Raw genomic sequence first — 24282 nt, forward strand, 5'->3', positions numbered from 1 at the left:
CAGCATGGCGAACGCACTCACCAACATCTGGCGGCTGTCGCGCGCGGGCATCGTTCTGGCCCAGCACGGCGTGCGCTTTATCCCTGCGGGCCAGCCCGTTCCGCTGCCGTTGCGCCTGGCGCGGCTGGCGACGCTGCCGATCACGCTGCTGGCTGCGCCTTTCAACGCCGGTAAGCCCAAAGAGCGGCGGATCTCGAACGCGCTGGCGACGCTTGGGCCCTCCTACATCAAGCTCGGCCAGTTTCTGGCCACGCGCGGCGATGTGATCGGACCCGAGCTGGCCGGCGACCTCGGCCATCTGCAGGACCGCCTGCCGCCGTTCAGCATGGCGGAAGCGCGCCGCGCGGTGGAAGACGCACTCGGCGGCAAGCTCGAGGATCATTTCGCGGAGTTCGGACCGCCCGTCGCGGCCGCCTCCATCGCCCAGGTGCACAAGGCCGTCACGATCGGCAAGGACGGGCAGCGCCGCACCGTGGCCGTCAAGATCCTGCGGCCCGGCGTCGAGAAGCGGTTCAAGCGCGACCTCGACAGCTATTTCTTCGCGGCGCGCCTGATCGAGCGTGTCAGCGAGCCGGTGCGCCGCCTCAAGCCCGTGGCCGTGGTCGAGAACCTCGCCCGCACGACCGAGCTCGAAATGGACCTCCGGCTCGAAGGCGCGGCGATCTCCGAGATGGCCGAAAACCTCCAGCCCGATGAGCGCTTCCGCGTGCCCGGCGTCGACTGGACGCGCACGGCCAAGCGCGTGCTGACGACGGACTGGATCGACGGCGTGCCGATCTCCGACCACGCGCGGCTGCGCGCGGACGGGCACGATCTCAAGGCGCTCGGCCTCACCGTGCTCACAAGTTTCCTCACGCATGCGATGCGGGACGGCTTCTTCCACGCCGACATGCATCAGGGCAACCTGTTCGTCGACACGGCCGGGAATGTCGTCGCCGTCGACTTCGGAATCATGGGACGGCTCGGGCACAAGGAGCGCCGCTTCCTGGCGGAGATCCTGTACGGCCTCATCACGCGCGATTACCGGCGCGCCGCCGAAGTGCATTTCTGGGCCGGCTACGTGCCGCCGCATCATCCGGTCGAGGTGTTCGCGCAGGCGCTCCGCGCCGTCGGCGAGCCGATCCACGGACGGACGGCGGACGAGATCTCGATGGCCGATCTGCTCGGCCAGCTGTTCGCCTACACTGACGTGTTCGACATGGAAACGCGGCCCGAGCTGATCCTCCTGCAAAAAAGCATGGTGATCGTGGAAGGCGTGGCGCGCGGGCTCGATCCGTCGCTCAATCTGTGGAGCGCGTCCGAGCCGGTGGCGGCCGAATGGGTGCAGGCGAACTACGGCGCGCGCGGGGCCGTGAAGAAAGCCGGTGAAGGCGCGACGACGCTGGCGCGGGTTCTCGCCGAGGTGCCGGCGATGCTCGCCGAGGCCGAACGTGCCTCGGCCGGACTTTCGGAGATGGCGCGGAACGGGCTGCGGCTCGATCCGGCCACCGTCGAGAGCTTGGCGAAGGCCTCGAGCCGGCGCAACCGCTTCTGGCATGCCGCGACGTGGATCGGGGCGCTCAGCCTCGCCGTGCTGGCCGCGCAGTCTGCCGGGCTGTTCTGAGCGCTTCCACTCGGATTGGTGCGAAGGTCCGTCATTGGAGTGCCTAAGATATAGGCCGTGCTCACCCGGACGTGATTTACATCACGTCCGGCCTCTCCCCGTCCATGCGGAGCATGGCTTCGCCATGACGGGAGAGGCGAAGAGGATGTTCTTTCCCTCTCCGATCGACCTGCGGTTCCCTCTCCGCTTGGGGAGAGGGTTAGGGTGAGTGTGAGGGGGCGCTGGACAAACTCTATCGGAACGCCCCCAGACCGGCGCGAGGATCGCGACTTCAAATTGGCGCGAGGATCTCGTTTTAAATTGGCGCGAGGATCTGGTTTTAAGTTGGCGCGAGGATCGCGACCAGGATCATGATCAGCCCCACCATTCCGGCCGTCCAGGCCAGCGACCGGATCACCGGAATGCCGGCGGCGTACAGCGGCACATAGACGACGCGCGCCGCGAGATAGAGGGCCGCGCCCCACAACGTGAGATCGCCGTTGCGGCCCGCGACGTGCGCGATCAGCACGGCAGCGGCGAACAGCGGCAGGGTCTCGAACAAGTTCTCCTGCGCACGCATGAGGCGGCCCGTGACCTTGCCGACCGGGGCGGGCGACGGCGTATCGCGCGCGCTGGCGTTGTAGTCCAATCCGGTTTCCCGATTGCGCAGCGTTGCCGGCAAGAGGATCTGCACAATCGCGAGAACAAGCGTCCACGCGAGGATCGTCAGTTCCGGTGTCATCTCTTGCTGTCCCTCTGGTCTTTGGTTTGTCGTGCTTCTTGTCAGACACCGTTACTGGCACGGCTTCGCCACACCGTTGCTGGCATGGCTTCGCCATGACCGGTTCCCACCTTTCCCGAAGCACTCTGAGAAGCCAAAACAAGCGCCAGCGCGATCCGTTCCGTCTCGGCTGTGTCTGGGGATCGCGCCGCAAAAAGAAAAGGCGGCGATCCCGTGGACCGCCGCCAAATCATTCTATTCGCTATTCGGGACGGGCGGACGCCTATTCCTTGCCCTTGTCCTTCTTGCAATCGATGTCGAGCTTGACCCATGGCGTGTCGAGCTTGCACTTGCCGTCCTTCATCGTGAAGACGTCGCTGAAGTCGCCAGCGTCGAGACCGCCCTTCTCGCCGTCATTCTCGGCAACATCCGGTGCGTCGGCGGGCGCTTTTGCGGACGGCGCGGGTGCCGGTGTCGTTTCGGTTGCGCCCTTCTCCGCGGTCGCGGGCGGGGCTGCTGCATCGGTCTTCGGAGCCGCCGGGGTCGCCGTGGCCTGCTGCTCACCGCAGCGCTCGAGGTTTGCAGGCGCCTTCGTCCAGATCATCGTCTTGGACAGGAAGCTGATGCCGGCATAGCCCTTGACCTTCAAAGTGCCGTCGGACAGCGGGGTGATCTCGACGTTGTACTTCTTCTTTTTCTCAGGGCTGTAGATCCAGGCGTCGTCGCCGCCCCAAACTCCGCCGCCCGTCGAGATGGCGTCATGAATGATCTCGCGGCCGCAGCCGTTGACGTCAGAGGTGTCCTTGACCCAGACGACATGGCCGCAAAGCTTGCCGCCGCAGTCCTTGATCTCGATGGCGCCGCGGCCGGTGTCGTTCATCCAGACGCCCAGCGGGTCGGCGGCGAATGCGGGGACGGATGCGAAGAGCGTAGCCGCGAGTGCGGCGGAACGAAGAGCGAGTCTCTCGATCGGCATAGCTGCCTCCATAGTTGTCTCGGTTTCCACGACCGCACGGGACTCGATGTCCTCGGCGGCTCGCCCGTGTTCGGGCTCGGCGGCATACTTGCTCATGCCGCGGGGCCGCGCTGTTCCCCTAGATACAAGGGATGAGACACGTCATCATTACACGGATTGGGGATGGATTTCGACCAAAAGTCCGCCATCCAGCACGACGACGCGGTCCATGCGCCGCGCCAACTCCAGATTGTGCGTGGCGATCAGGGCTGCAACCCCTTCGCTCCTAAACAGCCCAATCAGCTCATGAAAAACGAGTTCCGAAGTCTTCGGATCGAGATTACCCGTCGGCTCGTCGGCCAAAATGAGGCGGGGGCGGTTGGCGAGCGCGCGACAAATGGCCGTTCGCTGCTGCTCACCGCCCGAGAGCTGGGCGGGGCGATGGTCGAGGCGCTCGGAGAGGCCCATGGACGACAGGAGCTTTTGCGCCCGCACCTCGGCGTCGCGGCGCGAGCGGCCGTGGATCATCTGCGGAATGGCGACGTTCTCCAGTGCCGAGAACTCCGGCAGGAGCTGATGGAACTGGTAAATGAAGCCCATCTCGGCGCGGCGGATCAGCGTGCGCGCATGATCGTCGAGCGTGGCGCAGTCGCGGCCCGCCACGATGACGTTGCCCTGGTCCGGTGTTTCGAGCAGACCCGCGATGTGCAGCAGCGTGGATTTGCCCGAGCCGGACGGGCCGACAAGCGCCACGCATTGTCCGGCCCACACATCGACCGACGCGCCGGCGAGCACATTGATGTCACGCGTGCCCTGATGGAAGACGCGCTGCAGGCCCATCAGGCGCAGGACGGGAATATGCTGTGCAGACGTTTCGAGCACCGAGGCGTCCCTCATCATTCGTACCGGAGCGCTTCGACGGGATCGAGACGCGAGGCGCGCCACGACGGGTAAATCGTCGCCAGGACCGACAGCACGAGCGCCATGAGAACGATCGAGCCGGTTTCGACCGGATTGATGTCGGCCGGCAGGCGCGTCAGGTAATAGACGTTCGGATCGAAGACCTTGGTGCCCGCCGCCCAGGCGACGAACTGGCGGATCTCCTCGATGTTGGCGCAGAACACGACGCCGATGATCAGGCCGGCAATCGTGCCGACGATGCCGATCGAAGCGCCGGTGATCAGGAAGATGCGCATCACGGAGCCCTTGCTGGCCCCCATGGTTCGGAGAATGGCGATGTCGCGCCCTTTGTCCTTCACCAGCATCATGAGCCCGGAAATGATGTTCAAGGCGGCCACCAGCACGATCAGCGACAGGATGATGAACATCACGTTGCGCTCGACCTCGAGCACGGTGAAGAACGTCTCGTTTCGCTGTCGCCAGTCGGTGACGTTGATGGTCGGGCCGGCGGCGGTGCGAATACTTCGCGCAGCCGCGTCGACATCCTCGGGATCGGAGATGACCACCTCCAGGATGTCGACCTCGTTGGGTTTCGAGAAGTAGCGCTGCGCTTCCGGCAGCGGCATGAAGATCATGGTCTTGTCGTACTCGGACATGCCGAGCTCGAAGATCGCCGTGACCGGATAGGTCTTGGATCGCGGGGCGGTGCCGAACGGCGTTGCCGCGCCGCGCGGCGAGATGATCGTGATCGGATCGCCGACGTTGATGCGCAGCATATTCGCGAGGCGCGTGCCGATGGCGAGCCCGCCCGACTGGTCGAAACCGTCGAGGGTGCCGTAGCGAATATTTTCGCCGACCAGTTTCAAGTGCTTCAGGTCGTCCTCGCCGATGCCGCGCACGGCGGCGCCCAGCGCCTGCACGGCCGAGGACACCATGACCTGTCCCTCGATCAGGGGAATGGCGCGCTCGACGCCCTTGGCGCGCGAGACGGCCTTGGTGATGTCGGGGTAGTCGTCGAACGGCGCGCCGATCTTGTAGACGACGACATGCCCGTTCAGGCCGAGGATCTTGGAGAACAGGTCTTTGCGGAACCCGTTCATGACAGCCATGACGATGATGAGCGTGGCGACGCCCAGCATGATGCCGAGAAAGGACACGGCCGCGATCACCGAGACGAAGCCCTCCTTGCGGCGGGCCCTCAGATAGCGCGATGCGAGCATCCACTCGAAGGGCGCAAACGGCTTCGTGTCGGTCGTTGCTGCCATGCCCGTCTCCCCACGTGGACGTGATCAGACCAGAACGCGCTGGTCCATGATGCGAGTAACGACGCGCTCGAGCCCGGCATCGATCGGAAGTGTCTCGCGCTCGCCGGTCTTGCGGTCCTTGATTTCAATCTCGCCCGCTTTCACGCCCTTGGGACCGACAATCACCTGATAGGGGATGCCGATCAGGTCCATGGTCGCGAACTTGCCGCCGGCGCGCTCGTCGGTATCGTCGTAGAGAACATCCATACCGGCGTTCTCCAGGCGGCGCTTGATGTCGAGGGCGGCCGCGTCGGTTGCGGCGTCGCCAGACTTGAGATTGATGACGGCGACTTCGAACGGTGCGACCGGCACCGGCCAGACGATGCCGGACGCGTCATGGCTCGCTTCGATGATGGCGCCGACGAGGCGCGAGACGCCGACGCCGTACGAGCCCATTTCGAGCGTGATCTGCTGCCCGTCCGGGCCCTGAACCTTGCATCCCATCGGCTCGGAGTATTTGGTGCCGAAGTAGAAAATGTGACCGACCTCAATTCCACGCGCCGAAACCCGCTTTTCGACTGGCACTTCCGCCTCGAACCGGGCGGCGTCGTGCTTTTCCTCGGTCGCAGCATAGAGCGACGTCCACCGCTCGAAGATCGGCGTGAGGTCGCCATAGAAATCAGTATTGGCGCTCGGGATCTCGCCCTCGATCAGGTCCTTGTGACAGAACACCTGACTTTCGCCGGTCTCCGCCAGGATGATGAACTCGTGGCTCAAATCGCCGCCGATCGGGCCGGTGTCGGCTTGCATGGGGACGGAGCGCAGGCCGAGGCGGGCGAACGTGCGCAGGTAGGCCACGAACATGCGGCGGTAGGCGGCGCGGGCGTTCTCCTTGGTGAGATCGAACGAATACGCGTCCTTCATGAGGAATTCGCGGCCGCGCATGACGCCGAAGCGGGGGCGGATCTCGTCGCGGAACTTCCATTGGATATTGTAGAGGTTGCGCGGCAGGTCCTTGTAGCTCCGGATGCTGTCGCGGAAGATCGTCGTGATGACCTCCTCGGCCGTCGGCCCGAACAGCATATCGCGCTCATGCCTGTCGGTGATGCGCAGCATCTCCTTGCCGTAGGCTTCGTAACGTCCGCTTTCGCGCCAGAGGTCGGCCGACTGGATGGTCGGCATCAGGAGTTCGACGGCTCCGGCCCGGTTCTGCTCTTCGCGGACGATCGCCTCGATCTTCTTCAGCACGCGCAGACCGAGCGGCAGCCAGGAATAAATTCCGGCCGATGACTGACGGACCATGGCCGCCCGCAACATCAGCTGATGCGATACGATCTCGGCCTCTTTGGGAGTTTCGCGCAGTACCGGCAGGAAGTAGCGGGAGAGGTGCATGGGCCTGACTTATGTTGCGTCGCAAACGCGGCGGTGGGACCCGAGACGCCCATAATGGATGGCCGCGGGCGGGCGAAGATCACGTGAAGGCGTCAATACCGAGGAATATCGCGGAGGGCAAATCAAGCGTTGCGCGGCGGCACTGCAGTGCACTTTTGCCATCAAATCGTCACGCTAGCCACCATGCGAGCACGCCGCTGCATGCGCTTTGTGCAGCTAAGAATTTTTTACACGTCAACCCGTGACATAGCGACGCCGTTCGGTTATGGTGCCCTCGTTCAAGTGACAGGGGCGAAGCCAATGAGATCCAGATGGCTCGGGGCCCAAGTCTAGGGAGAAAATGGCCGCAGTACCGGAGTACACTCCGGGTCTGAGAGCCGCATAAACAGACGGCACGCAAAGTGCTGCTGACACGAGCCAAAAGCTAGCAAGAGCAAGGCATTCGCCTTGCTCTTTGCGTTTGTGGGGCAGGATTGGGCACAGGATTGCCGGGACAGCCGGCTCCTGCAAGGCTGCTGTCGAGCCTGCATACATCCGTACAAAGACTTCCGTAGAGCAGGGATTGCCTGCGGTCGCGCACGCACCTCCTCGATCGTCGAGCGCGTCGGTCATCGAGCACGGCCCAGGGTCCGTTGCCGATTCAAGCCGCTGTCAGTTCAAGGAGCTATGGATTTAGCGGGTGACGCCGGCGGGCAAGTTCTGCTCCGCTGGGACATAGAGGCCAAGCCAGTCGTTCTCGAGCGCCATCCAGACAAAGCCGAACGCAACCGCCGCCACGACCGTGTTGATGAGCATGGCGCGCAGAATGCGCGGTTTGGCGGGCGCGCTCTCCGGCGTGCCCTCGACGACTTCACCCTCTTCGCCCTGCGTGCGCACGCCAAACGGCAGCACCGCGAACAGCGTCATCCACCAGATCATGATGTAGAGCACAACGCCGAAGCTGATGGTCATCGTCGTCTCCCTGTCAGGCTTGTTCGAGCTCTGTCAGCGTGCCGCAGAAGTCCTTCGGGTGAAGGAACAGCACGGGCTTGCCATGGGCGCCAATCTTCGGGTTGCCGTCGCCCAGCACGCGAGCGCCCTGCTCTTTGAGTTTATCACGCGCAGCCAGGATGTCGTCGACCTCGTAGCAAACGTGATGGATGCCGCCGTCCGGAAACTTCTCCAGGAACTTGGCGATCGGCGAGTTTTCGCCCAGGGGCTCCAGGAACTCGATCTTGGTGTTCGGAAGGGTCACGAAAACGACGGTGACGCCGTGCTCGGGCTGCTCCACCGGGTCCGTCAGGACCGCGCCCAGGGCGTTCTTGTAGACCGACGTGGCCGCAGCGAGATCCTTAACGGCGATGGCGACGTGGTTCAGGCGTCCAATCATTTCCAAACCCCATGATCATTCAGGCGCGACGGGCCGCATCGTCATTTTATGGCGGGCCGCAGTGCTACTTTGCGGCGTCCCGCATCGTTATTTTGTGGCGTCCCGCATCGTCATTTTACGGCGGGCCGCCGGGCGGTCGAGTTTCAGGCTTTCCCTTCGATCACGCTCGCCAGCACTTTGACAATGGGCTTCTTGCCCCAGGCGTTGGCGACGCTGCTGCGGACGCTCCGGCGGACGGCTTCGATCACCATTTCCAGATCGCGACGGCGGCCGGGCGGGATCGATCGCAACGTGCCTTCGATGGACGAGAGGACGATATCCTCCATCGGATCGCCCTCGTTGTCCTCGGCGGGGATGCCGTCGAGGGCCACCTGCGGGTCGACCGCGAGGTCGCCCTTGCGGGTGAAAACGAGGGAGACGGCGATGATGCCGACGCTGGCCAGTTTGCGGCGTTCGCGGACCGGGCCGTCGCCCGAGGGGACGATCAGGCGGCCGTCGCGGAACAGGCGGCCGACGGGGGCGTCGTCGATAATCCGCAGCGGGCCAGGCGCAATTCGAACGATTTCGCCGTTGTAGGCGATCTGCACATCGGCCACGCCGGCCTCGCGCGCAAGCTCGGCGTGCGCCTTGAGGTGGCGCGCCTCGCCGTGCATCGGGATCGCAGACTTGGGCCGCACCCAAGAATAGAGCTGGCGCAGTTCCTCGCGGCGAGGATGGCCGGTAACGTGCACGAGCGCGTCGCTATCGGTGACGACCTCGACGCCCATGCGCACGAGGCTGTTCTGAATCCAGCCGACGGCCCTCTCGTTGCCCGGAATGGTGCGCGACGAGAAGATGGCGATGTCACCTTTGTCCATCGAGATGTCGGGATGCTCGTTCTCGGCGACCCGCGCCATGGCCGCGCGCGGCTCGCCTTGGCTGCCGGTGCAGATGCAGACCACCTTCGAACGCTTCAGCTCGCTGTACTGCTGCTGGTCGACGTAACGAAACCCTTGCGGCAGGTAGCCGGTGTCGATCGCGACCTGGATGACGCGATGCAAAGCCCGGCCGGCCACGACAAGCTCGCGGCCCGCGGCGCGGGCAGCGTCCGCCACCGCCTTGATGCGGGCGACGTTGGACGCAAACGTGGTGACGGCGACGCGGTGGGGCGCATCCTTGACCAGGGCGGCGATGGTCTTGGCGACATCGCGCTCGGATGGCGAGCTGCCCTCGCGCATGGCGTTCGTCGAGTCCCCGATGAGCGCCAATACGCCTTCGTCGCCCAACGCGGTCAGACGGGCCTCGTCGGGCCTGCCGCCGATGGTCGGCGTGAGATCGATCTTCCAGTCGCCCGTGTGCAGGATCGTGCCGAGCGGCGTGCGGATGGCGAGTGCGCTGCTCTCGGGGATCGAGTGAGACATTTCCATAAATTCGACGTCGAACGGGCCCGTCTGGAAGCGGCCGTTGAGCGGGACTTCCCGGATCGGGATCTGGAGGCGATTGCCGTATTCGGAGAGCTTCGCTTTCAACATGCCGGCGGTGAAGGGCGTGGCGTACACCGGCGCGCCGAGACGCGACCACAGCTCGATCACCGCGCCGATGTGATCTTCATGCGCGTGCGTGATGACGATGCCGGCGAGGGTGCTCTTCTCTTCCTCGATGAAGCGCAGATCCGGAAAGATGACATCGACGCCCGGGTCATCTTCGCCCTCTGGAAAGGTGATGCCGAGATCGACCATCAGCCAGCGGCGCGCGTCCGGCGGGCCAACGCCGTAGAGATAGGCGTTCATGCCGATCTCGCCCAAGCCGCCGAGCGCCAAGAAAACCAATTCATCCTGGTCGCGGGGCGACTGACGTTTCGTCTTATCTGATGGCATCTACGCGCTTGCGCCCTATCTCTAAAAGTAACGTGTCAAATCAAACCGCAAGAGACACGTCGCCGAAGGCGAAACGCCTGATGCCCGCGCCGGCGTCGATCAACAGACCGCCGTCCGCGTCCAATCCTTCAAATGTGCCGGTAACGCGCTCCGTACCCGTGTCGATGCTCATCCGTTCCCCTATAGGATGCGCACGCATTAGCCAAGCCTTCCTGATCGCGGCAAAGTCTTCGCCGCCGCGCCAGACCGCGAGCCAGCGATCCGCGGCATATGCGATCCGAGCGAGCAAGGCCGCCGGTTCCGGCGTTGCGCCATGGGCGGCGAGGCTTGTCACCGGGCGATCGAGGCCCTGGGGATACGTGGCGATGTTGACGCCGATGCCGATGATCGCCGCCAGCCGCATGCCGTCGGCTGGTCCAGGCTGGCCGTCGCCCTCCCGCGCGATGACCGTGCTCTCGATCAGGATGCCACCGGCCTTGGCGCCGCCGATCAGAATGTCGTTCGGCCATTTCAGACGCATCGCCGCATGCGCCGCGGGCGGCAGCGCCGCGCAAAGGGCGTCGTGCACCAGGACGCCAGCCACAAGCGAGAGCTGGTAGGCCTTGGACGCGGGCGCCGGCAGGCTCACGAGCAGGCTTGCATAGAGGTTACCATCCTCCGACTCCCAGGCGCGACCGGCCCGGCCACGGCCGGCGGTTTGGCGTGAGGCCGTGATCCACAGCGGGCCGCGTTCTCCGGCCACCGCACGGCGCATCGCCTCCGCGTTGGTGGAGTCGAGTTCAGCGAAATGCTGGAAAACGTTTTTCATGCTGCGGCCGATTGTCTTTCGCGGCCGTCGGGCAGCGATATCCAAAATCTTAGGTCTCACATAAATGCCGTATTAAGCACCTGAAACACATACCTTATATATAGCCGCACGGCCGTTCACGGCCCGTGGGCGGGAGACCATTATACGGTTCCGGTGAGACGAGCCTAGAGAGTCATGACAGACGCCAGAGAAACCAAGCGCCGACCGACAAATCGCGCAGGGATCATCAAAGTGGACGGCAAGGAAATGATGGTGGTGCTGCGCGACGGCTCCAAAACGGGCGCCTGCGTTCGCCTCGTCGGTCCCGGCGTCATGCCTGAAAATTTTCGCCTCGTGGCACCGATGGAAAGGATCGACGCGGATTGCGTTGTCGTCTGGCGGCGTGGTCGCGACTGCGGCGTCAGATTCGAATAGCAGCCCGCCTCACAGTTGCAGCGACCTGGCGGCCACTTCGGCTGCGGCGACGAGCGGCGCCGGATAGACGGCGTACAACACCACGAACAGGCCCGCGGCAATCATGACCAGCCGCACGTAGGGCGCGGCCGGCGTGAAGCGCGGCTTGGCTTCATCGAAGAACATCACCTTGATGATGCGCAAATAGTAAAAGGCGCCGACGACGCTCGACAGCACGCCGATGATGGCGAGGCCGTAGAGTTCGGCTTTCACGGCCGCCGCGAAGACGTAGAACTTGCCGAAGAAGCCGGCCAGGGGCGGCACGCCTGCGAGCGAGAACAGCAGCATCGCGAGAACGAACGCCATCGGCAGGTTGTTCTGCGCCAGGCCGGCGAGCTCGCCGATTTCCTCGACGGGTTCGCCGTCGCGGCGCATCGCCAGGATGCAGGCGAAGGAGCCGAGCGTCATGACAAGGTAGATCGCGAGGTAGATCAGCAGGGCTTGCACGCCCTGCTCGCCGCCGGCCGCGAGACCGACCAATGCGAAGCCGACGTGGCCGATGGAGGAATACGCCATCAGGCGCTTGATGTTGGTCTGGCCAATGGCCGCGAAGGCGCCGAGCAGCATCGAGGCGATGGACAGAAAGATGACGATCTTCTGCCATTGGATGAAGAGACCGCCGAAGCCATCTATCAGCACGCGCGCCAAAAGCGCCATGGCCGCCAACTTCGGAGCGGCGGCGAAGAAGGCCGTGATGGGCGTCGGCGCGCCTTCGTAGACGTCCGGCGTCCACATGTGGAACGGCACAGCCGAGACCTTGAACGCAAGGCCGACGAGCAGGAACACGAGGCCGACGATGAGGCCCATGTTCGTCGCCGCATCGGGGGCGGCGGCGGCGGTCGCCAGCCCGGCGAACGAGGTGCTGCCCGCAAATCCGTACAACAGCGAGGCGCCGTACAGCAGCATGCCCGACGAGAGCGCGCCCAGCACGAAGTACTTCATGCCGGCTTCGCTCGAGCGGACATCGTCCCGGCGGGCGGCTGCGAGCACGTACAGCGCGAGGCTCTGCAGTTCGAGGCCGAGGTAGAGAGCCAGCAGATCGTTGGCCGAAATCATCATCATCATGCCGACGGTGGCGAGGAGGATGAGGACAGGAATCTCGAAGCGGTCGGCCTTGGCGCGGCGCAGGTCGTCCATCGAGAGCATGATCGCAACGGCGGAGCCGGCGAGCACGAGCAGCTTCACGAAACGCGCGAACGCGTCCGAGATGAATGCGTCGTTGAAGGCACGCTCGGTCCCCGTCTGCATGACGACGGCGACACCCGTCGCGGCCAGGGCCAGGATGGCGAGCCACCCGGCGCGGTCGCTGTCGCCCTTCGTGCCGCCGAAAGCACCGAACATGAGGAGCGCAATCGCACCGGCCGCGAGGACGATCTCGGGATAGGCGGCGGCGTAGTTGATCATATCGGCAGGCATCTCTGCGATCCTATGGTGCGACGGCTGCGGCGTGGCCTGCGGCCTCGAGCGAGGTCACGAGCGCTTTGACGGACACGGCGGTGACGTCGAGAATGGGCGCGGGGTAGAACCCGAACAGAAGCGTGAGCACGACCAGCGGGACGAGGATGACGATTTCGCGCGGCGTGACGTCCGCCATAGCCTTGAGCGACGGCTTCTCCAGCGCGCCGTAGACAACGCGCCGGTAGAGATAAAGCGCGTAGCATGCGGACAGGATCACGCCTGACGTGGCGGCCACCGCGACGTACGTGTTGACCTTGAACGACGCGATCAACGTCAAGAACTCGCCGACGAAGCCCGAGGTGCCCGGCAGGCCGACGTTGCCCATCGTGAAGACCATGAAGATGGCGGCGTAGATCGGCATGCGCTCGACGAGGCCGCCATAGGCCGAAATCTCGCGTGTGTGCAGGCGGTCGTAAACGACGCCGACGCAGAGGAAGAGCGCCGACGATATCAGGCCGTGCGACAGCATCTGGAAGATGGCGCCATCCAGGCCCTGCTGGGTGAACGTGAAGATACCCATCGTGACGAAGCCCATGTGCGCAACGGACGAATAGGCAATGAGCTTCTTCATGTCCTCCTGCACGAGGGCGATCAGCGAGGTGGCGACGATGGCGATCACGGAGAGGGTGAACACCAGCGGCGCGAAGGTTGCACTCGCCTCGGGGAACATCGGCAGCGAGAAGCGCAGGAAGCCGTAGCCGCCCATCTTGAGCAGAATGCCGGCCAGGATGACCGAGCCCGCAGTCGGCGCCTCGACGTGGGCATCCGGAAGCCAGGTGTGCACCGGCCACATCGGCATCTTGACCGCGAACGAGGCGAAGAACGCCAGCCACAGCCAGGTCTGCATGTCCGACGGGAACTTGGTCGTCATCAGGGTCGGGATGTCGGTCGTGCCCGCGTGCCAGTACATCGCCATCATGGCGAGCAGCATCAGCACCGAGCCGAGGAACGTGTAGAGGAAGAACTTGAAGCTCGCATAGACGCGGCGCGGGCCGCCCCAGACGCCGATGATGAGGAACATCGGGATCAGGCCGCCTTCGAAGAACAGGTAGAACAGCACGAGGTCGAGCGCGCAGAAGACGCCGATCATCAGCGCTTCAAGCACCAGGAACGCGATCATGTACTCCTTGACGCGATCCTCGATCGCCTCCCAGGAGGCCAGGATGCAGAGCGGCATCAGGAAGGTGGTCAGGATGACGAACAGCATCGAGATGCCGTCGACGCCCATCTTGTACTTTATGGGGCCCAGCCAATCACGCTCCTCGACGAACTGGAAGCTCGCCGTGCCGGGATCGAAGTTGATCCAGATGAGCAGCGAGACCGCAAACGTGATGAGCGTGGTCCAGAGCGCCGTGTAACGGATGTTGGCAAGCGCCTCGCGCGACAGGAACGCGATGAAGATCGCGCCCGCAATCGGCAGGAACGTCACCAGCGACAGAATGGGAGCGTCCGAGATGTTCATGGGGCCGACCCGCCGCCGCTAAGGATGAAGTACGTGAGGAGTGCGGCGACGCCGATCAGCATGGCGAAGGCGTAGTGATACACGTAGCCGGTTTGCAGTTTGACGATCCGGCCGGTGCCCCACAGGACGCTTCTGCCGGTGCCATCGATGGTGCCGTCGATCACCGCGCCGTCGACGCCCTTCCAGAGGAAGCGGCCGATGGCGAAGGCGGGGCGCACGAAGATGAAATCGTACAACTCGTCGAAGTACCACTTGTTCAGGAAGAACAGATAGAGCGGGCGGAAGGCGCGCGCTGTCGCGGCTGGCAGGCCCGGCGCGAGGACGTAGTAGAGCACGGCGATGGCGAGACCGGAGAGCATGGCCACCGTCGGCGCGAGGGGCACCCAGCCCGGCACCTCGTGCATGTGATGGCGGATGTCCTTGCCCGGCGCCTCGAACAGGGCCGTTCGCCAGAAGTCGCCATAGCCTTCGCCGATGAAGACTTGAGTGAAGGCGATGCCGGCGAAGACGGCGCCGACGGCGAGCACGATGAGCGGGATCAGCATGACCCAAGGGCTTTCGTGGGCGTGGTCGTAGTCATGACGGTCGGCGCGCGTCTCGCCATGGAAGGTGAGGAAGATCAGCCGCCAGGAGTAGAACGACGTCATGAACGCCGCGACGACGAGCGCCCAGAACGCGTAGTTGCTCGGCGTGTGCGCGGCATAGGCCGCCTCGACGATCGCATCCTTGGAGTGGAAGCCCGCAAAACCGCCGAGGTGCGGGATGCCGACGCCGGTGAGCGCAAGCGTGCCGATCAGCATCATGACCCAGGTGATCGGCAGCTTCTTGGCGAGCCCGCCCATGCGGCGCATGTCCTGCTCGTGGTGCAGGCCGTGGATGACCGAGCCCGCGCCAAGGAACAAGAGCGCCTTGAAGAAGGCGTGCGTGAAGAGGTGGAAGATGGCGGCCGAGTAGGCGCCGACGCCGCAGGCGACGAACATGTAGCCAAGCTGAGAGCACGTCGAATAGGCGATGACGCGCTTGATGTCGTTCTGGACGAGACCGACGGTGGCGGCAAAGAACGCCGTGATGGCGCCGATCAGCGTGACGACGGTCAGCGCGGTCGGCGCAAGCTCGAAGATTGGCGACAGACGGGCGACCATGAAGACGCCGGCGGTGACCATGGTCGCGGCATGGATGAGGGCGGAGACGGGCGTCGGGCCTTCCATGGCGTCCGGCAGCCAGGTGTGGAGCAGGAACTGGGCGGACTTGCCCATGGCGCCCATGAACAGCAGCAGGGCGATGACCGTCAGGATATCGAGGTCGTAGCCGACGAACGACATCGTCTTGCCGACGAGATCGGGGGCTGCTGCAAAGACGGCATCGAGGCTGATGGAGTTCGTGACGGCGAAGAGCCCGAAGATGCCGAGCAGGAAGCCGAAGTCGCCGACGCGGTTGACGACGAAGGCCTTGATGGCGGCCGCGTTCGCCTCGGGCTTCTTGTACCAGAAGCCGATCAGCAGATAGGACGCGAGGCCGACGCCTTCCCAGCCGAAGAACATCTGCAGGAGATTGTCGGCCGTCACGAGCGCCAGCATGGCGAAGGTGAAGAGCGAGAGGTAGGCGAAGAAGCGCGGACGGCTGTCGTCCTCGTGCATGTACCCGATCGAGTAGAGGTGCACGAGCGCGGAGACGGTGGTGACGACCACCAGCATGACGGCCGTCAAGGTATCGATGCGCAGCGCCCAGGCCGTGTCGAGTTCGCCCGAGGTCACCCAGCGGAACAGCGGCACGCGCGCCGTCTCGCCGTCGAAACCGACGCGGACGAAGACGATCCAGGAGAGCAGCGCGGCGATCATCAGCAGCGCCGTGGTGAGGATCTCCGCGGGGCGCGGGCCCATCAAGCGGCCGAACAGCCCGGCGATCAGCGCGCCGACAAGAGGAAGGAGCACGATGGCGGCGTAGATCATTGAATTCCCTCCGGCAGCGGGCAGCCGGCAGCCGGCAGCCGTGCCGTCTGATGCGCGACGCTGCCGCTCATTCCGTTGCCTGCTGCCTGATACCTGCTGCCCACGTTCACCCCTTCATCATGTTGACGTCTTCCACCGCGATCGAGCCGCGGTTGCGGAAGAAGACGACGATGATGGCGAGGCCGATCGCGGATTCCGCCGCCGCGACGGTCAGGATGAACAGCGAAAAGACCTGGCCGACGAGGTCGCCGTGGAAATGCGAGAAGGCGACGAAGTTGATGTTGACGGCCAGCAGCATCATCTCGACCGACATCAAGATGATGATCACGTTCTTGCGGTTCAGGAAGATGCCGAACATGCCGAGCGTGAACAAACACGCGGCGACCGTCAGATAATGTCCGAGCCCGATTTCCATAGCTGGCTTGCCCTCTCCGGCTCTTATCGCTTGGGCGCGTCGGGAATGACGCTGCCGCCGGACGTCACCTTGACCATTCGCACCGCCGTCGCCGGCCCGCGCGCGACCTGGTCCGCAATCGACTGGCGCTTGACGCCGGTCTTGTGGCGCAGCGTCAGCACGATGGCGCCGATCATGGCGACGAGAAGCACGAGGCCAGCGCCCTGAAAGAAGTAGACGTATTTCGTATAGAGGATCTGGCCGAGGGCCTCGGTGTTGCTGGCACCTTGCGGAATGGGCGTGCCCGCGACCGCGTTCGTGGGCGGCGCAATCGCGCGGGCCCAGAACAGCGCCAACAGCTCAGCCAGCACCACGCCGCCGACGATCAGCCCCACGGGCGCGTTCTTGATGAAGCCGGCCCGCAGCTCGGCGAAATCGACGTCGAGCATCATGACGACGAACAGGAACAGCACCGCGACCGCGCCGACGTAGACGATGATCAGCAGCATGGCCAGGAACTCGGCGCCGAGAAGGATGAACAGGCCGGCCGCGTTGAAGAACGTGAGGATGAGGAACAGCACGGCGTGAACCGGGTTCCTGGCGACGATCACCATCGCGCCCGACGCGAGCGCCAGGGTTGCGAAGAGATAGAAGAAGATCGCAGTCAGTCCCATTTCCCCTCCAAGTCCCCTCCCCCGTTTGCTACGGGACGAGGGCTAGGGTGAGGGGCAGCCGCTTGTGCTGCGGCGTGCTGCTGCCCCTCACCCAAACCCTCTCCCCATCGCAAGTGCAGCGCGATGGGGAGAGGGAGTAATTGATCACCGATACGGCGCGTCGAGCGCGAGGTTCTTCGCAATCTCGCGTTCCCAGCGGTCGCCGTTCGCGAGCAGGCGCTCCTTGCTGTAGTAGAGTTCCTCGCGCGTCTCGGTCGCAAATTCGAAGTTCGGGCCCTCGACAATGGCGTCGACCGGGCAGGCCTCCTGGCAGAGGCCGCAATAGATGCATTTCACCATGTCGATGTCGTAGCGCGTCGTGCGGCGGGTGCCGTCATTGCGGCGCGGACCGGCCTCGATGGTGATGGCCTGCGCGGGGCAGATCGCCTCGCACAGCTTGCAGGCGATGCAGCGCTCCTCGCCGTTCGGATAGCGGCGCAAGGCGTGCTCGCCGCGGAAGCGGGGCGACAGCGGGCCCTTCTCGAACGGATAGTTCAACGTCTTCTTCGGCGCGAAGAAATAGCGCATGGCGAGGAAGAACGCCGAAACGAACTCCACCAGAAACAGCGATTTCAGCCCCTGGGCTGCCCGCATGGCCAAACGTCTCCTATGCCGATCTCAAGAGCTGCAGAATGCCGGCGACGACAACGACCATCGCCAGCGACAGCGGGAGGAAAACCTTCCAGCCGAGACGCATGAGCTGGTCGTAGCGATAGCGCGGCACCATGGCTTTGGCCATGGCGAACATGAAGAACATGAACACCACTTTGGCCGCGAACCAGAAGATGCCGGGAACCGCGTTCAGCGGCCAGATATCGACCGGCGGCAGCCAGCCGCCGAGAAACAGGATGGTGGCCATCGCGCACATGGTGGTGATGGCCACGTATTCGCCGAGCATAAACAGGAGGTAGGGCGTGGACGAATACTCGACCATGAAGCCCGCGACCAGCTCGCTTTCCGCTTCGACCAGATCGAACGGCGGACGGTTGGTCTCGGCCAGCGACGAGATGAAGAACATGACGAACATCGGCAGCAGCGGCAGCCAATACCAATCGAGCGCCGAAGCCGGCAGGCCGAGCCAGGCGCCGACGCCCGACGTCTGCGCCATGACGATGGCGGAGAGATTGAGCGAGCCCACGATCAGCAGCACGGTGATGATGACGAAGCCGAGCGAGACCTCATAGGAGATCATCTGCGCGGCCGAGCGCAGCGCGCCCATGAACGGGTACTTCGAGTTGGACGCCCAGCCGCCCATGATGACGCCGTAGACGCCGAGCGAGGAAATGGCGAGCAGGTAGAGCATGCCGACGTCGAGGTCGGCGATGACCCACGTGCCCCAGCCGTCCTTGCTCATCGGGATGACGGCCCAGGCGGCCAGCGCGCAGGTGGCGGTCGCAAGCGGGGCCAGCAGGAAGACGGCCTTGTCTGCACCGGCCGGAATGATCGGTTCTTTAAATACGAATTTCAGCAGGTCGGCGAAGGATTGGAACAGGCCGAACGGCCCGACGACGTTCGGTCCGCGGCGCTGCTGCACGGCCGCCCACACCTTGCGGTCCATGAGCAGCAGAAACGCGACGCAGAGCAGCAGGCCTACGATGACCAGGAGGGACGCGCCCACGGCCGTCACCAGCCAGAGCCCGTAGTCCCAGAACATCGTCATCGTTTCGGTCGACATGCGCCGCTCGCTCCTATTCGGCCGCGGACAGGCCGGCCTTGGCCTTGCCTGCCGCCGCCTTCAGCGCGCTCATCTCGGCCATGACGGCGGAGGCGCGCGCAATCGGGTTCGTGAGATAGAAGTCCTTCACGGACGAACGGAAGGCCTCGTCCTTGACGGCGCCCTTGCCGCCCGCGAGCACAGCAATCACGTCGCCCGGCGCGGGCGTGACGCGATCCAGCGCGGCAAGCTGGGGCGCCTGCTTGTACATCGCCGCACGCAAGGCCGGCAGGCTGTCATAGGGCAGCGTCTGGCCGACGAGCGGAGAGAGCGCGCGAATGATGGTCCAGTCCTCGCGCGCCTCGCCCGGCGGGAACGCGGCGCGGGCCGTCATCTGGGCGCGGCCTTCGGTGTTGACGTAGGTCGCGCTCTTTTCCGGGTAGGCCGCGGCCGGGAAGATCACGTCGGCCCGATGCGCGCCGGCATCGCCGTGGCTGCCCTGGTAGACGACGAAGGCCTTGCCGAGGCGGGCCGTATCGATGTCGTCGGAGCCGAGCAGGAACAGCACGTCCAGCTCGCCATTTTCAGCCGACGAGACGATGTTCGCGACGCCGGCGGTGGCGGGCTTCTTCGGCACGAAGCCGAGGTCGAGACCGGCGACGCGCGACGCCGCCGTCTGCAACACGTTGAACGACTGCAAGGACGCGTCTTTTCCGGCGGAGGCGGTGTTGGCGATTCGGGCAGCCGCAGCGAGGACGGCGCGTCCGTCGGCGCGGGCCAAGGCCGCTGCGCCGACGATGACGAGGGGAGCCTTGGCGGCTGCAAGCTTTTCGGCGAAGGGGTGCTTGCCGTCGGCCAGCTCGCGCAGTGTCTGGCCGCCCGCTCCGAGATAGTCGTAGGGATAGCCGATGTCGGCCTGCTCGCCGATCACGCCGACGGTGAGCCCGCCTTGGCGCCAGCGCTTGCGGATGCGCACGTTGAGGACGGCCGCTTCGATGCGCGGGTTGGTGCCGATCAGCAGGATAGCGTCGGCGCGCTCGATGCCCTCAATGGTGGCGTTGAACAGATAGCTGGCGCGGCCGAGGCCGGGATCGATCTTGGCGCCGTCGTCGCGGCAGTCGACGTTGGTTGCGCCGAGACGGGCGAAGAGATCCTTGAGCGCGAACATCTCCTCGGCGCCCGCCAGCGGGCCGGCGATCGCGGCCATGCGTTCGGGCGTGGTGGCGCTGATGCGGTCCGCCACGGCGGCGAGCGCTTCCGGCCACGTCGCGGGGACGAGGCGTCCGTCCTTGCGGACGTAGGGCTGATCGAGGCGTTGCGTGCGCAGGCCGTCGGCGACGTGGCGCGTCTTGTCGGAGATCCACTCCTCGTTCACGGCGTCGTTGTTGCGCGGCAGGATCCGCATGACCTCGCGGCCGCGGCAGTCGATGCGAATGGCGGAGCCGACCGCGTCCATGACGTCGACGCTCTCGGTCTTGCGCAGCTCCCACGGGCGCGCGTTGTGCGCCCACGGGCGATGCGTGAGCGCGCCGACCGGGCAGAGGTCGTTTACGTTGGCGCTCATCTCGGAGAGGATGCCGCGCTCGAGGTAGGTCGTGATTTCCATGTCCTCGCCGCGGCCGATGGCGCCGAGTTCCTCGACGCCGGCGATCTCGGTCATGAAGCGGACGCACCGCGTGCAGTGGATGCAGCGGTTCATGGACGTCTTGATGAGGGGGCCGAGGTATTTGTCCTCGACGGCGCGCTTGTTCTCGGCATAGCGCGAGCCGCCCGCGCCGTAGCCCATCGCCTGATCCTGCAGGTCGCACTCGCCGCCCTGGTCGCAGATCGGGCAATCGAGCGGGTGGTTGATGAGCAGGAATTCCATCACGCCTTCGCGCGCCTTCTTCACGGTGGCGCTGCGGGTCGAGATGACCTTCGGGGAATTGTCGCGGTTGGGCGGCAGGTCGTTGACGCCCATGGCGCAGGAGGCGACCGGCTTCGGGCTGCCCTGCACCTCGACGAGGCACATGCGGCAGTTGCCGGCGATCGACAGGCGCTCGTGATAGCAGAAGCGCGGGATCTCGGCGCCGGCCAGCTCGCACGCCTGCAACAGCGTGATGCCGTCCTCGACCTCGATCTCCTTGCCGTCGATGATGAGTTGCTTCGGCATGACTTAGGGCCCGCTGATTCGCCTCTCCCCTTGGGGAGAGGCCGGCGCTTGCGCCGGGTGAGGGGGGATGCTCGCTGCACGCCGGTTGAGAGCCCCCTCACCCCGACCCTCTCCCCAAGGGGAGAGGGGGAAGGGGGCTGCGGTGACGCCATGCGTCGCGTGGACGTCAAGGATCCAGCCGTTGAGGCGTGACGTGGGTCCCGGCCGTCCAAGCGGAGCTTGGCTTCGCCAAGACGCTCGGCATGACGTCAACGGGGTCGCCATCGTGCAGCCAATCATTGAGCGGCCTCCCTGTGGGCTGCCTTATACGAGTCGATGCGGGCTTCGATCTCCGGACGGAAGTGGCGGATGAGGCCCTGCACCGGCCAAGCGGCCGCGTCACCCAGCGCGCAGATGGTGTGCCCTTCGATCTGCTTCGAGACGTCGAACAGCTTGTCGATCTCGCTCTTTTCCGCTTCGCCGCGCGCCATGCGTTCGAGCACGCGCCACATCCAGCCGGTGCCTTCGCGGCAGGGCGTGCACTGGCCGCAGCTCTCGTGCTTGTAGAAATAGGCGATGCGGGCGATGGCCTTGACGACGTCGGCCGACTTGTCGAGCACGATGACCGCGGCCGTGCCCATGCCGGACTTCAACTTGGTCAGGCTGTCGAAGTCCATGGTCAGCGTTTCACACAGGTCGGCCGGAATGAGCGGCATGGACGAGCCGCCGGGAATGACCGCCATCAGGTTGTTCCAGCCGCCGCGCACGCCGCCGCAATGCTCGTCGATGAGCTGGCGCAACGGAATGCCCATCTCCTCCTCGACGACGCAGGGACGGTTCACGTGGCCGGAAATCTGGAACAGCTTGGTGCCGGTGTTGTTCGGCAGGCCGAGGGCTGCGAACCAGTGTCCGCCGCGGCGCAGAATGTCGCCCACGACGGCGATGCTCTCGACGTTATTGATCGTGGTCGGCGCACCGTAGAGGCCGACGTTGGCGGGAAACGGCGGCTTCAAGCGCGGCTGGCCCTTGCGGCCCTCCAGGCTTTCGAGCAGCGCGGTTTCCTCGCCGCAGATGTAGGCGCCGGCGCCGTGCGCCAGATAGAGATCGAAATCCCAGCCGTGAATGTTGTTCTTGCCGATCAGCTTGGCGGCATAGGCTTCGTCGATGGCGCGCTGGAGGCGTTCGCGCTCGCGGATGAACTCGCCGCGGATATAGATGTAACTCGTGTGCGCGCGCATGGCGAAGCCCGCGAGCAGCGCGCCTTCGATCAACAGGTGGGGATCATTGCGCATGATCTCCCGGTCCTTGCAGGAACCCGGCTCGCTCTCGTCGGCGTTGATGACCAGATACGAGGGGCGCGCGTCGGCCTTCGGCATGAAGCTCCACTTGAGCCCCGTGGGAAAGCCCGCGCCGCCACGCCCGCGCAGGCCCGACGTCTTGACCTCGTGGATGATCCAGTCGTGGCCCTTGTCGATGAAGAACTTGGTGCCGTCCCAGGAGCCGCGATTGCGCGCACCCTTGAGCCCCGAGTCGTGGAGCCCGTAGATGTTGCGGAAGATGCGATCCTTGTCCTCGAGCAGCATTGCGATCTAACCCTTGGATTTGTCGGGCGAGGCCGGCGCGTCTGCCGATGCGCCTTCCTGCAGCTCGGGAAAACGCGCCCGCCACGAGCCGACCGTCGATCCGTCGTAGAGCTTGGGGTCAACGAGACTGGTCAGCGGGCCTTCGGGCGACGAGGTTTTGCGGCCGATCTGCGAGCCGACTTTCGGCGCCGAGCCGCGCGCGATCGCGCCCAGGATTTTGTCGAACGATTCCGGCGTCAGGTCTTCGTAGGTGTCCTTGAAAATCTGGACCATCGGCGCGTTTGCGCAGCAGCCCAGGCACTCCACCTCTTCCCAGGAAAACTGTCCGTCGTCCGAGAGCGTGTGCGGATGCTCGGAGATGCGCCGCTTGCACACGTCGATCAGCCCCTCAGCGCCGCGGAGCTGGCACGGCGTCGTGCCGCAGACCTGCACGTGGGCTTTCGTGCCGACGGGGGAAAGCTGGAACATCGTGTAGAACGTCGCGACCTCATAGGCGCGGATATAGGCAACGCCGAGCATGTCAGCAACGTAGCGCAGCGCCGGCTCGGACAGCCAGTTGTTCGCCTGTTCCTGCGCGCGCCAGAGTAACGGAATGAGGGCGGAGGCTTGCTTGCCAGGTGGGTACTTGGCGATCGTCTCGTTGGCCCACGCGAGGTTTTCCGGCGTGAACGAGAAATCGTGAGGCTGATCGGGATGAAGGCGGCGGACGGCCATGCTGGCTCCCCAGTGCGGATCACCCGCGGGATGGAGGCCGCACGGGCCGCTGCAGGGTCTCGATGACCTCTGGCTTCACGGCCTCTGCGTGCGCTCACCCCCGCAGCAGTGTTAACCGTTCCAGTACGTCTATCGCAGCGCGAAAGCAAGGGCGCACGCATGTGCAGCCCCGCCCCAACCATATGATTTCGGATGCAGACTTTGGTCGCGGCCGCCGCGAAAGGCGAGCCCTGTCGTCAGGGATGACGCGCGGTCAGCTGAGCGGGATGCTGAGCCAGCCCGTGATCAGCAGCACGGTGGCGACCGGAGCGAGGAACAGCGAGATCTGCGAGCCAACGCGCAGGAAGCCAGTCCAGAAAATCGCGAGGAGGATGCCGAACAGGACGATCACCCAGCCGCCCGCTTCCGGACCCCGGGCAACGGCGAACCAGACCGACACGGCGATAGCGATCAGTCCGAGGAGGACCGGAATGGCGGGAAAATCCATCTGCAGGGCGCCCATCGGCCACTGATGGCGCACCGCGAAAATGCTGTAGGTCGCGAGCGACAGTCCCCAGCCCAGGGCCGCGACCGCCAACAGAAAAAGGTTGTCCATCATTGTCCTACGCGCCCCCAAATTTTGCAGGGAATTCTGCCAGTTTCCCGGGCCCTTCGCCACAGTCAGTTGAGAAGCCGGTTAAGGACGGCGGCGCCGGCCATGGCGGCTTGCGGTCTCGCTCCACGCCGGCCTGCGTCGAACTGAGGGCCTTGAGCGGCCCGCAAGAGGCTTGCCTCGCCCGCGGGTAGACTCCATATTCGGCTTCGAGGCTGGCGGCGGACGAGACCATCGCCAACCGGGTCAGGTCCGGAAGGAAGCAGCCCTAACGACAGGTGCACGGGTCGTTCGTCAGCCTCTCTTTATTTGCTCGCGCCCGCGAGGCGGGCTCCGCAAGGGGCGGCGCCGT

General features: G+C 64.9%; 22 protein-coding genes and 1 other RNA gene. 3 read left to right on the forward strand and 20 right to left on the reverse strand.

Going from position 1 to position 24282, the window contains the following annotated elements; genetic code table 11:
- Window positions 1–4 precede the first annotated feature (4 nt).
- Complete coding sequence (gene ubiB / locus ACTIFK_RS00945) at window positions 5–1603, forward strand: 2-polyprenylphenol 6-hydroxylase (protein WP_439541162.1); 1599 nt, start codon at window positions 5–7, stop codon at window positions 1601–1603.
- A 319-nt stretch (window positions 1604–1922) separates the two neighbouring features.
- Here the strand turns inward: ubiB and ACTIFK_RS00950 are convergent, their stop codons facing one another.
- The 9 genes from ACTIFK_RS00950 to ACTIFK_RS00990 all read right to left on the reverse strand — a co-directional run bounded on the left by ACTIFK_RS00950 (window position 1923) and on the right by ACTIFK_RS00990 (window position 10827).
- Window positions 1923–2324 (reverse strand): MAPEG family protein, encoded by a 402-nt coding sequence (locus ACTIFK_RS00950; protein WP_439541163.1) that lies wholly within the window; start codon window positions 2322–2324, stop codon window positions 1923–1925.
- Between the two features lie 262 nt (window positions 2325–2586).
- Complete coding sequence (locus tag ACTIFK_RS00955) at window positions 2587–3279, reverse strand: DUF2147 domain-containing protein (RefSeq protein WP_439541164.1); 693 nt, start codon at window positions 3277–3279, stop codon at window positions 2587–2589.
- Window positions 3280–3426: 147 nt separating this feature from the next.
- Entirely contained in the window at window positions 3427–4158 is a 732-nt protein-coding gene (locus ACTIFK_RS00960) for an ABC transporter ATP-binding protein (protein WP_439541165.1), read from the reverse strand.
- Window positions 4155–5423 carry a lipoprotein-releasing ABC transporter permease subunit gene (locus tag ACTIFK_RS00965; protein WP_439541166.1) on the reverse strand — a complete coding sequence of 423 codons (1269 nt, stop codon included), beginning with the start codon at window positions 5421–5423 and terminating at the stop codon, window positions 4155–4157. The genes ACTIFK_RS00960 and ACTIFK_RS00965 overlap by 4 nt, the downstream gene beginning before the upstream one ends.
- A 24-nt stretch (window positions 5424–5447) precedes the next feature.
- Window positions 5448–6794: a proline--tRNA ligase gene (proS, locus tag ACTIFK_RS00970; RefSeq protein ID WP_439541167.1), complete on the reverse strand. Its 1347-nt coding sequence runs from the start codon at window positions 6792–6794 to the stop codon at window positions 5448–5450.
- 672 nt (window positions 6795–7466) lie between these two features.
- Window positions 7467–7745 (reverse strand): DUF1467 family protein, encoded by a 279-nt coding sequence (locus tag ACTIFK_RS00975; RefSeq protein WP_439541168.1) that lies wholly within the window; start codon window positions 7743–7745, stop codon window positions 7467–7469.
- A gap of 13 nt (window positions 7746–7758) precedes the next feature.
- Window positions 7759–8163 carry a methylmalonyl-CoA epimerase gene (gene mce / locus ACTIFK_RS00980; RefSeq protein ID WP_439541169.1) on the reverse strand — a complete coding sequence of 135 codons (405 nt, stop codon included), beginning with the start codon at window positions 8161–8163 and terminating at the stop codon, window positions 7759–7761.
- 143 nt (window positions 8164–8306) lie between these two features.
- Window positions 8307–10019, reverse strand: a complete 1713-nt coding sequence (locus ACTIFK_RS00985; protein ID WP_439541170.1) for a ribonuclease J — start codon at window positions 10017–10019, stop codon at window positions 8307–8309.
- 40 nt (window positions 10020–10059) lie between these two features.
- On the reverse strand, window positions 10060–10827 hold the full coding sequence (locus ACTIFK_RS00990) for a biotin--[acetyl-CoA-carboxylase] ligase (protein WP_439541171.1): 768 nt from the start codon (window positions 10825–10827) through the stop codon (window positions 10060–10062).
- Between the two features lie 174 nt (window positions 10828–11001).
- Between ACTIFK_RS00990 and ACTIFK_RS00995 the strand changes: the two genes are divergently transcribed.
- Window positions 11002–11241: a PilZ domain-containing protein gene (locus ACTIFK_RS00995; RefSeq protein WP_439541172.1), complete on the forward strand. Its 240-nt coding sequence runs from the start codon at window positions 11002–11004 to the stop codon at window positions 11239–11241.
- Window positions 11242–11250: 9 nt separating this feature from the next.
- Here the strand turns inward: ACTIFK_RS00995 and nuoN are convergent, their stop codons facing one another.
- The 11 genes from nuoN to ACTIFK_RS01050 all read right to left on the reverse strand — a co-directional run bounded on the left by nuoN (window position 11251) and on the right by ACTIFK_RS01050 (window position 23936).
- Window positions 11251–12696 carry an NADH-quinone oxidoreductase subunit NuoN gene (gene nuoN, locus ACTIFK_RS01000; RefSeq protein ID WP_439541173.1) on the reverse strand — a complete coding sequence of 482 codons (1446 nt, stop codon included), beginning with the start codon at window positions 12694–12696 and terminating at the stop codon, window positions 11251–11253.
- 10 nt (window positions 12697–12706) lie between these two features.
- The gene (locus ACTIFK_RS01005; protein ID WP_439541542.1) at window positions 12707–14194 is read right to left on the reverse strand and encodes an NADH-quinone oxidoreductase subunit M; all 1488 of its coding nucleotides are present in this window, start codon (window positions 14192–14194) and stop codon (window positions 12707–12709) included.
- A 2-nt stretch (window positions 14195–14196) separates the two neighbouring features.
- A complete protein-coding gene (gene nuoL, locus ACTIFK_RS01010; protein ID WP_439541543.1) occupies window positions 14197–16146 on the reverse strand; it encodes an NADH-quinone oxidoreductase subunit L in 1950 nt (649 codons plus the stop codon).
- A gap of 109 nt (window positions 16147–16255) precedes the next feature.
- Window positions 16256–16564 (reverse strand): NADH-quinone oxidoreductase subunit NuoK, encoded by a 309-nt coding sequence (gene nuoK / locus ACTIFK_RS01015; protein WP_439541174.1) that lies wholly within the window; start codon window positions 16562–16564, stop codon window positions 16256–16258.
- 23 nt (window positions 16565–16587) lie between these two features.
- Complete coding sequence (locus ACTIFK_RS01020; RefSeq protein WP_439541175.1) at window positions 16588–17217, reverse strand: NADH-quinone oxidoreductase subunit J; 630 nt, start codon at window positions 17215–17217, stop codon at window positions 16588–16590.
- A gap of 144 nt (window positions 17218–17361) precedes the next feature.
- Entirely contained in the window at window positions 17362–17850 is a 489-nt protein-coding gene (gene nuoI / locus ACTIFK_RS01025) for an NADH-quinone oxidoreductase subunit NuoI (RefSeq protein ID WP_439541176.1), read from the reverse strand.
- Window positions 17851–17863: 13 nt separating this feature from the next.
- On the reverse strand, window positions 17864–18916 hold the full coding sequence (gene nuoH / locus ACTIFK_RS01030) for an NADH-quinone oxidoreductase subunit NuoH (protein ID WP_439541544.1): 1053 nt from the start codon (window positions 18914–18916) through the stop codon (window positions 17864–17866).
- Between the two features lie 28 nt (window positions 18917–18944).
- Window positions 18945–21062: an NADH-quinone oxidoreductase subunit NuoG gene (nuoG, locus tag ACTIFK_RS01035; protein ID WP_439541177.1), complete on the reverse strand. Its 2118-nt coding sequence runs from the start codon at window positions 21060–21062 to the stop codon at window positions 18945–18947.
- 275 nt (window positions 21063–21337) lie between these two features.
- Window positions 21338–22621 (reverse strand): NADH-quinone oxidoreductase subunit NuoF, encoded by a 1284-nt coding sequence (gene nuoF / locus ACTIFK_RS01040; protein WP_439541545.1) that lies wholly within the window; start codon window positions 22619–22621, stop codon window positions 21338–21340.
- Between the two features lie 9 nt (window positions 22622–22630).
- Window positions 22631–23338: an NADH-quinone oxidoreductase subunit NuoE gene (gene nuoE, locus ACTIFK_RS01045; RefSeq protein ID WP_439541178.1), complete on the reverse strand. Its 708-nt coding sequence runs from the start codon at window positions 23336–23338 to the stop codon at window positions 22631–22633.
- A gap of 253 nt (window positions 23339–23591) precedes the next feature.
- Window positions 23592–23936 (reverse strand): hypothetical protein, encoded by a 345-nt coding sequence (locus ACTIFK_RS01050; RefSeq protein ID WP_439541179.1) that lies wholly within the window; start codon window positions 23934–23936, stop codon window positions 23592–23594.
- Window positions 23937–24138: 202 nt separating this feature from the next.
- Between ACTIFK_RS01050 and ffs the strand changes: the two genes are divergently transcribed.
- Window positions 24139–24238: signal recognition particle sRNA small type (gene ffs, locus ACTIFK_RS01055), an RNA gene on the forward strand.
- The last annotated feature ends 44 nt before the right edge of the window (window positions 24239–24282 follow it).

It is taken from the genome of Hyphomicrobium sp., from assembly GCF_051860585.1.
In the GTDB taxonomy this organism is placed as follows: Bacteria; Pseudomonadota; Alphaproteobacteria; order Rhizobiales; family Hyphomicrobiaceae; genus Hyphomicrobium_C.

Excerpts from the sequence above, each read along its gene's own strand:
- ACTIFK_RS01050 (WP_439541179.1), bottom strand. The coding sequence starts at position 23,936 with ATGATGGACAACCTTTTTCTGTTGGCGGTCGCGGCCCTGGGCTGGGGA.
- ACTIFK_RS00960 (WP_439541165.1), bottom strand. The coding sequence starts at position 4,158 with ATGATGAGGGACGCCTCGGTGCTCGAAACGTCTGCACAGCATATTCCC.
- ACTIFK_RS00950 (WP_439541163.1), bottom strand. The coding sequence starts at position 2,324 with ATGACACCGGAACTGACGATCCTCGCGTGGACGCTTGTTCTCGCGATT.
- nuoI (WP_439541176.1), bottom strand. The coding sequence starts at position 17,850 with ATGCGGGCAGCCCAGGGGCTGAAATCGCTGTTTCTGGTGGAGTTCGTT.
- ACTIFK_RS00965 (WP_439541166.1), bottom strand. The coding sequence starts at position 5,423 with ATGGCAGCAACGACCGACACGAAGCCGTTTGCGCCCTTCGAGTGGATG.
- nuoE (WP_439541178.1), bottom strand. The coding sequence starts at position 23,338 with ATGGCCGTCCGCCGCCTTCATCCCGATCAGCCTCACGATTTCTCGTTC.
- ACTIFK_RS00975 (WP_439541168.1), bottom strand. The coding sequence starts at position 7,745 with ATGACCATCAGCTTCGGCGTTGTGCTCTACATCATGATCTGGTGGATG.
- mce (WP_439541169.1), bottom strand. The coding sequence starts at position 8,163 with ATGATTGGACGCCTGAACCACGTCGCCATCGCCGTTAAGGATCTCGCT.
- ACTIFK_RS01020 (WP_439541175.1), bottom strand. The coding sequence starts at position 17,217 with ATGGGACTGACTGCGATCTTCTTCTATCTCTTCGCAACCCTGGCGCTC.
- ACTIFK_RS00990 (WP_439541171.1), bottom strand. The coding sequence starts at position 10,827 with ATGAAAAACGTTTTCCAGCATTTCGCTGAACTCGACTCCACCAACGCG.
- nuoG (WP_439541177.1), bottom strand. The coding sequence starts at position 21,062 with ATGCCGAAGCAACTCATCATCGACGGCAAGGAGATCGAGGTCGAGGAC.
- ACTIFK_RS00985 (WP_439541170.1), bottom strand. The coding sequence starts at position 10,019 with ATGCCATCAGATAAGACGAAACGTCAGTCGCCCCGCGACCAGGATGAA.
- nuoN (WP_439541173.1), bottom strand. The coding sequence starts at position 12,696 with ATGCCTGCCGATATGATCAACTACGCCGCCGCCTATCCCGAGATCGTC.
- nuoK (WP_439541174.1), bottom strand. The coding sequence starts at position 16,564 with ATGGAAATCGGGCTCGGACATTATCTGACGGTCGCCGCGTGTTTGTTC.
- nuoH (WP_439541544.1), bottom strand. The coding sequence starts at position 18,916 with ATGACGATGTTCTGGGACTACGGGCTCTGGCTGGTGACGGCCGTGGGC.
- ACTIFK_RS00955 (WP_439541164.1), bottom strand. The coding sequence starts at position 3,279 with ATGCCGATCGAGAGACTCGCTCTTCGTTCCGCCGCACTCGCGGCTACG.
- proS (WP_439541167.1), bottom strand. The coding sequence starts at position 6,794 with ATGCACCTCTCCCGCTACTTCCTGCCGGTACTGCGCGAAACTCCCAAA.
- ACTIFK_RS00995 (WP_439541172.1), top strand. The coding sequence starts at position 11,002 with ATGACAGACGCCAGAGAAACCAAGCGCCGACCGACAAATCGCGCAGGG.
- ubiB (WP_439541162.1), top strand. The coding sequence starts at position 5 with ATGGCGAACGCACTCACCAACATCTGGCGGCTGTCGCGCGCGGGCATC.